This window comes from Streptomyces sp. NPDC002643 (genome assembly GCF_053592555.1).
The window spans coordinates 1-9,873 of the sequence record NZ_JBSFVY010000075.1 but is presented as its reverse complement, the minus strand read 5'-3'; the positions used below and the strand labels follow the sequence as shown (position 1 = coordinate 9,873).

Genomic DNA, 9,873 nt, shown 5'->3' with positions numbered 1-9,873 from the left:
CGCAGCAACTGGCGCTGATCCGCGAGGACCCGGCGCTGGTCGAACCCGCCGTCGAGGAGCTGCTGCGCTGGCTGTCCATCGTCCAGGGACCGTCGGTCGCCCGTACGACCACGACGGACGTGGAGATCGCCGGGCACGCCATCCCCGCGGACTCGCTGCTGATCCTCACGCCCCCCGCGGCCAACCGCGACCCCGGCTTCCTCGACGATCCCGACACGCTCGACATCACCCGGGGAGCCATCGGCCATCTCGCGTTCGGCCATGGTGTGCACCACTGTCTGGGGGCACCACTGGCCCGGATGGAGATGCGCGTCGCCTTCCCCGCGCTGCTCCAGCGCTTCCCCGGCCTGGCCCTCGCCGACCCGGAGGAAGAGCCCGACTTCAAGACCGCCAGTGCCGTGTACGGCCTGAACAGCCTGCGGGTGACCTGGTGAAGACACGGCCGCTGCGGGCGGACGCCGCCCGCAACCACGAACGGATCGTCGGCGCGGCGGTCGAAGCCTTCGAGGAGATCGGGCCGGAGGCGACCCTGGAACAGATCGCCGAGCGGGCCGGGGTGAGCATGATGACGCTCTACCGGCGCTTTCGCACGCGCGACCATCTCATCCGGGCCGTCTTCGGTCATCTCCTGGTCACCGAGGTCGAGCCCGCGACCACGGTCCGCACCGACGATCCCTGGCAGGACCTCGTCGACACGCTCACCACCGTCACCGACCTGCTCGTCCGGCGGCAGGGGATCCACTCGCTGGCCCTGGAGTTCCAGGCGTTCGCCAACGAGACGGCCCAGAGTTTCCTCGGTTCCATGCAGGTCCTGCTCGACCGCGCGATCGACGCCGATGCGGTCCGACCGGAACTGGAGGTGCGTGACCTGGTCGCAGTCATCGTCATGACCATGGCCACCGCGCATCCCGGCGATCCGGACGGAGCGGACCGCCGGCGCTACCTCGCCCTGCTCGCCGACGGGATGCGCCCCGCACCGGCCGCCCTGCCCCGCCCTCCTCCCACGAGATACCCGGTCCTTCCGCCCGCGGGCAGTGACCACCTCTGTACCGCCCCATCCGAACGAAAGTGAAAGGAGGACGGGGCAACGGACCCGCGAGGGCACCGTGCCCCGACTGCCCATGCGAGCGATCTGGTTGACCGAATTCGGAGATCCGTCGGTGCTGGTGGCCGGCGAGGCCCCTGATCCGGAGCCCGGCGAGGGACAGGTTGTGGTGGACGTCGAAGCGGTGAACGTGGTGTTCATCGAGACCCAGATACGGGCCGGACGCCCTCCCCTCCCCCTGCCGCTCCCCACCCCGCCCTACGTGCCCGGCAGCGGGATCGGCGGCGTGATCACCGAGGTCGGTCCGGGTGTCGACCCGGGCCTGCTCCACCGGCGGGTGATCGCCCAGACCACCGGCCGGGGGGGCTACGCGGAGAAGGCGGTGGTCGCCGCCGACCAGGTGATCGCGATCCCGGCCGCCCTGTCCACCCCCGACGCGGTGGCCCTGCTCACCGACGGCGCGACCGCGCTGGCCATCTCCCGGGTGGCGGCCGTGAAGCCGGACGAGTGGGTGCTCGTCGAGGCCGCGGCCGGCGGCCTGGGCGGCCTGCTGGCGCAACGCGCCCTGAACGCCGGCGCGAAGGTGATCGGCGCCGTGGGCAGCGACGCCAAGCTGCCCGTCGTAAGGGACGCGGGGGCCCGGGCCGTGAACTACTCGCAGCCCGACTGGACCGAGCAGGTCCGCACGCTCACCGGCGGCGCGGCCGTCGACGTGGTGTACGACGGCGTGGGCGGCGAGATCGGCACGGCGGCGGCCGCCCTCGTCGAGGCCGGCGGACGATTCGTACCGACCGGCGCGGCCGACGGCACGTACACGGACACCACGGCGCTCGCGGCCCGGGGCGTCACCGTGCTCGGCCTCCAGCAGGTGCTGGAGCGGGGCTTGGACCTGCACGAACTGGCGACGAGCGCGCTCGATGAGGCCGCGGCCGGCCGGCTGCGTCCGGTGATCGGCCAGACGTTCCCGCTGGAGCGTGCGGCGGACGCCCACGCCGCCATGGAAGCCAGGAAGACGATCGGCAAGACGCTCCTGCTCGTGTGAGTGGTCGCGCGCTGTTGTCGGCGGTACGCGCGAAGGCGTTCACCGCCGACAACGCCCGGTCCCGCCCGCGGTCCGGTACGTCTACCGAGTGGACGGATTCGGGTAGCGGACGAACGCCGATTCACCGAGGCCGGTCGCGGCCGCGGCGGTGTTCAGGGCCCGAGGCCGCGTCACGGAGTCCCAGCGGCCGGTGCTTCGGCGGTGGTCGACGGCCCGCACCGAGGCGACGGCCTCGGCGGCGGTGAAGGCGCAGTGGCCCGGCCGGGCGACGAAGGCCTGGCGCAGCAGCGGTCCGTCGCCCGCGGCGCGAATCCGCCGGGCGAAGGGGCACCCTGCGCAAGCACTTCCAGTTGTTCGCCAACATCCGCCCGGCCAAGTCGTTCCCCGGCGCGAAGGCGGTGTGTGACAGTGCCGACCTGGTGATCGTCCGCGAGAACACCGAGGGCTTCTACGCCGACCGCAACACCTTCGCCGGCACCGGCGAGTTCATGCCCACCGCCGACACGGCGATCATGCTGGGCATCATCACCCGCGAGGCCACCGAGCGCGTCGCCCGCGTCGCCTTCGACCTGGCCCGCTCACGCCGCAAGAAGCTGACGATCGTCCACAAGGCCAACGTCCTCAAGCTCACCACCGGCCTGTTCCGCACGGTCTGCCAGGAAGTAGCCCAGGACTACCCGGACGTGACGGTCGACGACTTCCACATCGACGCCATGACCGTCCACCTGGTCCGCCGCGCCCAGGACTTCGACGTCATCGTCACCGAGAACATGTTCGGCGACATCCTCTCCGACCTCGCAGGCGAGATCTCCGGCTCGCTCGGCACCGCCCCCTCCATCAACGCCTCCGCGACCACAGCGATGGCCCAGGCCTCCCACGGCTCCGCTCCCGACATCGCCGGCCAGAACATCGCCAACCCGGTAGCGATGATCCTCTCCGGCGCGATGCTCTTCGAGTGGCTCGCAGCCAAGCACGGCGACGAGACCCTGGCCCGAGTCGCCAAGACCATCGAATCGGGCGTAGCCGAGGCCATCGCCTCCGGCATCTCCACCCGCGACCTGGGCGGCTCGGCCTCCACCACGGAGTTCACGGCCGCAGTCATCAAGGCCATCGCCGCAGGCGCAGGCCAGAACTGACCCGACGTCCGGGCGGGCGCCCGCGTCGCCCGCCCGGTGCCCCCCAGGCGGGACGCGTCCCGCACTGGCGCAACGGCGAGCAGGGGACTTGCCGGGGGGTGTCCGCCCGCAGCGGCGGGCGTCCATCACCGCCCACCACTCAAGAATCCGAGCCGCCCGACCGAGGACGGACACCCCCCGGCGCGGCCCCGACCCACGACGCAACAGCTGTGCGCGACGCGAACCCCCACCAGCCGCGACAGGCCGCCGTAGGCATCCCGCCGCACCCACATCGAAGCGCACGCCCCGCACGCCCGAGGAGACCCCGACCATGACCCTGCGCATCGGCTGCATAGCCGACGACTTCACCGGCGGCACCGACGTCGCGGCCGCCTTCCGGCGCGCGGGCCTGCGCACCGCCCTCGTCTTCGGCGTCCCCGACACCACCACCCCCCTCCCCGACGACTGCGACGCCGCCGTGATCGCCCTCAAGTCCCGCTCCACCCCTGCCGCGGAGGCCGTCGAGGAGTCCCTGGCCGCCCAGCGCTGGCTGTGGTCCAAGGGCGCGGCCCAGATCTACTTCAAGTACTGCTCCACCTTCGACTCCACCCCGAAGGGCAACATCGGCCCCGTCACCGACGCCCTCCTGGACGCCGCGGGCGCCGCCGTCACCCTGGCCTGCCCGGCCTCCCCGCCCAACGGCCGCACCGTCTACCAGGGCCACCTGTTCGTCCACGACCAACTCCTCTCCGACTCCCCCCTGCGCCACCACCCCCTCAACCCGATGACCGACTCCTCGCTGCCACGCCTGCTGACCGCGCAGAGTCCGCACCGGGTCGGCCTGATCGCCCTGCCCACCGTCCGCCAGGGCGTGGACGCCGTCCGCGAGGCGATCCTGGCCCACCAGCGCGACGGCGTACGGCACGTCATCGCCGACGCGCTCACCGACGACGACCTCGCCGTCCTCGGCGCCGCCGCCCTCGAACTGCCCGTCGTCACCGGCGCGGCAGGCCTCGCCGAAGGACTCGGCCACGCCTACCCGAACGCGGGCACCGCCCCCGCCGAACCCCTGCCGACCGGTGGCCGCGCCGCCGTACTGGCGGGAAGCTGCTCGGCCCGCACCCTGGAACAGATCGCCCGGTTCTACGCCGCCGGGCTGCCGTCCCTGCACCTGGACGTGCTCGCGGCGGCAGCGGGCAGGGACGTCGTGGCCGAGGCCGTCGCCTGGTTCGACGCCCAGGACTCCGATCTGCCCGTGCTCGTCTACGCCTCCGCCTCACCCGACGAACTCGCGGCCGTACAGCAGCAGTTGGGCGTGACCGAAGCGGCGACACTGGTGGAGGGCCTGCTGGGCGCACTGGCCGTCCGGTTCGTCGAGCGGGGCGTACGACGGCTCCTGGTCGCCGGCGGCGAGACCTCCGGCGCCGTCACCACCGCCCTGGACATCCGCACGGTCCTCGTGGGCGAGGAAGCCGACCCCGGCGTCCCCTGGACCCACGCCACCACCGGGCACGGCGAGCTCGCCCTCATGCTCAAGTCCGGCAACTTCGGCGCCCCCGACCTGTTCCTGCGCGCTCTCAAGGACCACACATGACTCCCGTGACGCCGTACGCCGACGAAGCGGCCGCCCGCGCGCTGATCGTGCGCACCGCCCACTCCCTGTTCACCCGCGGCCTCACCCACGGCTCCACCGGGAACCTCTCCGTCCGCCTGGCCGACGGCACCCTGCTGCTCACCCCCACGGGTGCCAGCCTCGGCACCCTCACCGAGCTGTCCCGGACGGACGTGCACGGCCGTCACCTCGACGGCCCCCGCCCCACCAAGGAGGCGTTCCTGCACGCCGCGTTCTACCGGGCCCGGCCACACGCCCACGCCGTCGTACACCTGCACTCCACGCACGCGGCGGCCGTCTCCTGCCTCGCCGGCACCGACCCGGCCAACGCCCTTCCCCCGCTGACCGCGTACTACGCGATGCGGGTCGGCACCCTCCCCCTGCTCCCCTACCACGCCCCCGGCGACAGCGCCCTGGAACCACTCGCGGAAGCCACGGCCCGCACCCACCACGCCGTACTGCTCGCCAACCACGGCCCGGTCGTCGCCGCACCCACCCTGGAACAGGCCGCCGACGCCACCGAGGAACTCGAAGAGACCGCCAAGCTCCACCTCCTCCTCCAGGGCCACCGCACCCGCCCCCTCACCCCCGAACAGGCCGCCGCGCTCGCGCCCTCCCACTGACGGCCGGACCGGCCCGAGACCCCCGTAAGGACATCCGATGCAGCCCATCCCCACCGCCGACCTCGTCGATCAGTACGGCACCGAACTGCGCGTCTGCGACGTCCAGTTCCGCCAGTTCGGCGGCCGCCGCTCCTTCGCCGGCCCGGTGCGCACCGTCTCCTGCCACGAGGACAACGGCCTCCTGCGGGACCTCCTGCGCACCCGCGGCGACGGCCATGTCCTCGTCGTCGACGGAGCGGCCTCCCTGCGCACCGCCCTGGTCGGCGACCTCATCGCCGCCTCCGCCCAGGCGGGCGGCTGGGCGGGTCTGATCCTGCACGGCGCGGTCCGCGACAGCGCGGCCCTGGCCGGACTCGACCTCGGCATCAAGGCGCTCGGCACCATCCCGCGCAAGAGCGGCAAGGAGGGCACTGGGGCCGTCGACGTGCCCGTCACCTTCGGCGGCGTCACCTTCCAGCCGGGCGACCTGCTCCACGCCGACGACGACGGCATCGCCCTTCTCCCGCTCGCACAGTGAGGCAGTCAGTGGTTCTGAAAACCTTCGGCTGGTCGTTCGCGGTCACCGCGCTCGGCCTGCTCGCCGCCGTCTTCTACGGGGGGTGGGAGGCCTTCGGCATCGTCGCGATCCTCTCCGTTCTCGAAATCTCGCTGTCCTTCGACAACGCGGTGGTCAACGCCGGAATCCTGAAGAAGATGAATGCCTTCTGGCAGAAGATCTTCCTCACCATCGGCGTCCTGATCGCCGTCTTCGGCATGCGGCTGGTGTTCCCGGTCGTGATCGTGGCTGTCAGCGCGCAGATGGGTCCGATCGAGGCGGTCGACCTCGCGCTCAACAACAAGGACCGCTACCAGGAACTGGTGACCGACGCCCACCCGGCGATCGCCGCGTTCGGCGGCATGTTCCTGCTGATGATCTTCCTGGACTTCATCTTCGAGGACCGGGACATCAAGTGGCTCGCGTGGCTGGAGCGCCCGCTCGCCAAGCTCGGCAAGATCGACATGCTGTCGGTCTGCATCGCCCTGGTCGTCCTGCTCATCTCCTCGATGACCTTCGCGACCCACGCCCACCAGCACGGCGGCGCGCACGTCGACAAGGCCCAGACGGTCCTGGTCTCCGGTATCGCGGGCCTGATCACGTATCTCGTGGTCGGCGGCCTGTCCGGCTACTTCGAGGACAAGCTGGACGAAGCGGAGGAAAAGGAGGAGAGCAAGCCGAAGTCCGCGGTGCTGCTGGCCGGCCAGGCCGCGTTCTTCATGTTCCTCTACCTGGAGGTCCTGGACGCCTCGTTCTCCTTCGACGGCGTGATCGGCGCCTTCGCCATCACCAACGACATCGTCCTGATGGCCCTCGGCCTCGGCATCGGCGCGATGTACGTCCGGTCCCTGACGGTCTACCTGGTCCGCCAGGGCACCCTCGACGACTACGTCTACCTGGAACACGGCGCGCACTACGCGATCGGCGCCCTCGCCGCGATCCTCCTGGTCACCATCCAGTACCAGATCAACGAGATCGTCACCGGACTCATCGGCGTCGTCCTGATCGGCTGGTCCTTCTGGTCCTCCGTGCGCCGCGACAAGGCGCTCGTGGCGGCGGAGGAACCGTCACTGGAAACCTCCGCCGCGTGATCAGAACCCGTACAGCGTCTCCGGGTTGTCGACCAGCACCTGCCGCAGGTGGGACGTACCGAGCCGCTCGGCGAAGCGGGTCAGCGAGAGACCGTCGTCGATGGTGAGGTACGGCTGTATCCGGTCGGGGTCGCGGTCGGCGGGCGTTCCGCCGGTGTGCGGCCAGTCGGAGCCCCACAGCGCCCGGTCGGCGCGGGTGTCGAGGAGGGCCTGGACGACGTCCTGGAGATCGGTGTAGCTGCCGCTGCCCGTGACCCGGTACGGCGCGGACAGCTTCACCCACGCCTGCCCGGTCTCCAGCAGTGCCCGCGTCGTCGTCAGAGCCTCGGCGCAGGTGTCCGTGGCGGGTTTGATGCCGGCGAAGTGGTCGAGTACGACCGGGACGGGGAGCCCGGTGAGAAGTCCGCGCAGGGCGATCAGCGCCGTCGCGTCGATGTGCAGGTCGAGATGCCAGCCGAGGTCGGCGATCGTCCTGGCCGTGCCGAGGATGCGCTCTCGCGCCCGCTCCAGGTCGTTGGAGGAGTTCACGCCGAGGTTGACGCGGACCCCTCGGACGCCCGCCGCGTGCAGGTCGCGCAGCTCGACCGGGTCGGTGTCGGGGTCGATGACGGCGACACCGCGGGCCGCCGCGCCCAGTGTCCGCAAGCCGTCCAGCAGACGGGAGTTGTCGGTGGCGTAGGGGCTGGGCTGGACCAGCACGGTACGCGTGATGCCGAGCCCGCGGTGGAAGGCGGCCAGGTCGGCGGGGAGCGCGTCCGGCGGCAGGTAGCTGCGGGAGGCGGCGTACGGGTAGCGGTCGGCGGGTCCGAAGAGGTGGACGTGGGTGTCGCAGGCGTTCTGGGGGAGGGTGGGAGCGGGGCTTTGCATGCCTCGGACAGTAGCCCGCAACTTTTTGGTACAACAGTCTTCCAAAAAACCAAACTACTGCTTAACGTGTCCGTAGCAGTGGCACGCCGGGGCGCGGCGCTCCACTGACTCTCCGCTTGGTTCTCCGTAGGCGATCACTCGCCACCGGGCGGTCCGGAACCACCGCTTCACCGATCCGGAACCGCCGTACTCCCCTCTTCCCTGAGCCGCCGTAGGGACCCCGTATGTCCGACATCGCAAGCTTCGCGAGTTCCGCCGAACCTCCGCCGTCCACCGTGTCCGGCCCCGACGGGCCGAAGGCCGCCGGTACCCCGTCGGCCCGCCCCGCGAGGCCGTTGTGGCACCGCTGGATGGATCTCGACATCGGGATCGTTCCGCTGCCGGTGTTCCTCGCGCTGGCCGCGCTGATCGCCGCCCTCACCGCCACAGATCACATCTCCGGCGAACTCGCGGTGGTCATCGGGATCATGGCGGTGTTCGCCTTCGCGCTGGCCGAGACCGGCAAGCGGCTGCCGGTGGTGCGCAGCATCGGCGGGGCCGCGATCTTCGTGACGATCGTGCCCTCCTACCTGGCATACCAGGGGCTGATCCCGGACGCGGCGGTGGAGTCGATCGGCGGGTTCTTCTCCGACACCAAGGTGCTGAGCCTGTTCATCGCCTTCGTGATCGTCGGCAGCATCCTCAGTATGGACCGCACCGTGCTGATCCGGGGTTTCGCGAAGATCTTCGTGCCGCTCCTGGCGGGCAGTGTGGTCGCGCTGGCGGTGGGGACGGCGGTCGGCACGGCGACCGGCCTCGGCCTCAAGCACACCGTGTTCTTCGTCGTGGTACCGATCATGGCCGGCGGTGTCGGCGAGGGCGCGATCCCGCTGACCATCGGTTACGCGAGCATCGTCGCCGTCTCGCAGGGCGAGCTGCTCGCCCGGGTCCTGCCGGCGGTGTTCGTGGGCAACCTCACCGCCATCCTCCTCGCGGGGCTCCTGAGCTATCTGGGCAGGCGCCGTCCGGATCTGACCGGCAACGGCCGGCTGGACGCCGGGGCGGGCCCCGACCTGCTCGACGAGGCCGAGGCCAGATCCGGCGGCCGGGTCGCGGTGACCGTGCAGCAGGTCGCGGCGGCCGGCATCACCGCCGTCACCCTGTACCTGGCGGGCGTCCTCGCCAACGGTCTGCTCGACTGGCCCGCTCCCGTGGTGATGCTGGCCCTCGCCGTCCTCCTCAAGCTGCTCCGCGGGGTCACTCCCCGCCTCCAGCAGGGCTCGCGTTTCGTCTACGACTTCTGCCTGGCCGCCATGGCGTTCCCGATGCTGTTCACCTTCAGCGCCACGCAGACCCCGTGGGAGACGCTGGTCAAGGGCTTCTCACCCGCTCCCCTGGTGACGTGCGTGGCGACGGTGTGCGCGATGGTCGGCACCGGGTTCGTGGTCTCCCGCTGGGTCAAGCTGCACCCCGTCGAGGGCGCCCTCGTGGCGGGCACGCACAGCGGTATGGGCGGCGCGGGAGACATCGCGATCCTGACGGCGGCGGACCGGATGCGGCTGATGCCGTTCGCGCAGATCGCCACCCGTATCGGCGGTGGCATCACCGTCACCCTGGCCCTTGTCGCCGCTCACTCCGTGGGTCTGTGACCCACCTCTAGGAAGGAACTCAGTGAACATCCTGGTACTGCCCGGCGACGGCATCGGCCCCGAGATCACCGCGGCCACCCTCGACGTGCTCAAGGCCGCCGACAAGCAGCTCGGCCTGGACCTGTCCTACGAGACCCACGACATCGGCCTCGCCTCGCTGGCCGCCTCCGGGTCCACACTGCCGGAAGCCGTACTGGAGCGCGTCCCGCAGGCGGACGGTGTGCTGCTCGGCCCCGTCTCGCACTACGACTACCCGCCGCGCGCCGAGGGCGGCATCAACCCCTCGGCCGAACTGCGCACCGTCTTCCAGCTCTA

Annotated in this window: 11 protein-coding genes; 10 read left to right on the top strand and 1 reads right to left on the bottom strand. The window is 71.2% G+C overall.

Annotation, left to right across the window (positions count from 1 at the left end; translation table 11 throughout):
- From ACWD4G_RS45435 to ACWD4G_RS45400, 8 genes are all read left to right on the top strand, one after another.
- A partial coding sequence (locus ACWD4G_RS45435; protein ID WP_451304594.1) for a cytochrome P450 occupies nucleotides 1–434 on the top strand: 434 nt, incomplete at its 5' end.
- Nucleotides 431–1,072: a TetR/AcrR family transcriptional regulator gene (locus tag ACWD4G_RS45430; RefSeq protein ID WP_451304592.1), complete on the top strand. Its 642-nt coding sequence runs from the start codon at nucleotides 431–433 to the stop codon at nucleotides 1,070–1,072. The genes ACWD4G_RS45435 and ACWD4G_RS45430, both read left to right, overlap by 4 nt.
- 49 nt (nucleotides 1,073–1,121) lie before the next feature.
- Entirely contained in the window at nucleotides 1,122–2,087 is a 966-nt protein-coding gene (locus tag ACWD4G_RS45425; RefSeq protein WP_451304590.1) for a zinc-binding dehydrogenase, read from the top strand.
- A gap of 332 nt (nucleotides 2,088–2,419) precedes the next feature.
- The gene (locus ACWD4G_RS45420) at nucleotides 2,420–3,223 is read left to right on the top strand and encodes an isocitrate/isopropylmalate dehydrogenase family protein (RefSeq protein WP_451304598.1); all 804 of its coding nucleotides are present in this window, start codon (nucleotides 2,420–2,422) and stop codon (nucleotides 3,221–3,223) included.
- Between the two features lie 310 nt (nucleotides 3,224–3,533).
- Complete coding sequence (gene otnK, locus ACWD4G_RS45415; RefSeq protein WP_451304588.1) at nucleotides 3,534–4,796, top strand: 3-oxo-tetronate kinase; 1,263 nt, start codon at nucleotides 3,534–3,536, stop codon at nucleotides 4,794–4,796.
- Between the two features lie 5 nt (nucleotides 4,797–4,801).
- Entirely contained in the window at nucleotides 4,802–5,437 is a 636-nt protein-coding gene (gene otnC / locus ACWD4G_RS45410; protein ID WP_451304596.1) for a 3-oxo-tetronate 4-phosphate decarboxylase, read from the top strand.
- Nucleotides 5,438–5,474: 37 nt separating this feature from the next.
- A complete protein-coding gene (gene rraA, locus ACWD4G_RS45405) occupies nucleotides 5,475–5,954 on the top strand; it encodes a ribonuclease E activity regulator RraA (protein WP_451304586.1) in 480 nt (159 codons plus the stop codon).
- Between the two features lie 8 nt (nucleotides 5,955–5,962).
- Nucleotides 5,963–7,063, top strand: coding sequence for a DUF475 domain-containing protein (locus ACWD4G_RS45400; protein WP_451304584.1), 1,101 nt, complete (start codon nucleotides 5,963–5,965; stop codon nucleotides 7,061–7,063).
- On the opposite strand, the gene ACWD4G_RS45395 is transcribed toward ACWD4G_RS45400, so the two are convergent.
- Entirely contained in the window at nucleotides 7,064–7,930 is an 867-nt protein-coding gene (locus tag ACWD4G_RS45395; RefSeq protein ID WP_451304582.1) for an amidohydrolase family protein, read from the bottom strand. It abuts the gene before it with no gap.
- 224 nt (nucleotides 7,931–8,154) lie between these two features.
- Between ACWD4G_RS45395 and ACWD4G_RS45390 the strand changes: the two genes are divergently transcribed.
- Both ACWD4G_RS45390 and ACWD4G_RS45385 read left to right on the top strand, forming a co-directional pair.
- The gene (locus tag ACWD4G_RS45390; RefSeq protein WP_451304580.1) at nucleotides 8,155–9,558 is read left to right on the top strand and encodes a 2-hydroxycarboxylate transporter family protein; all 1,404 of its coding nucleotides are present in this window, start codon (nucleotides 8,155–8,157) and stop codon (nucleotides 9,556–9,558) included.
- Nucleotides 9,559–9,580: 22 nt separating this feature from the next.
- The coding region (locus ACWD4G_RS45385) for an isocitrate/isopropylmalate family dehydrogenase (RefSeq protein WP_451304578.1) at nucleotides 9,581–9,873 on the top strand (293 nt) is incomplete at its 3' end.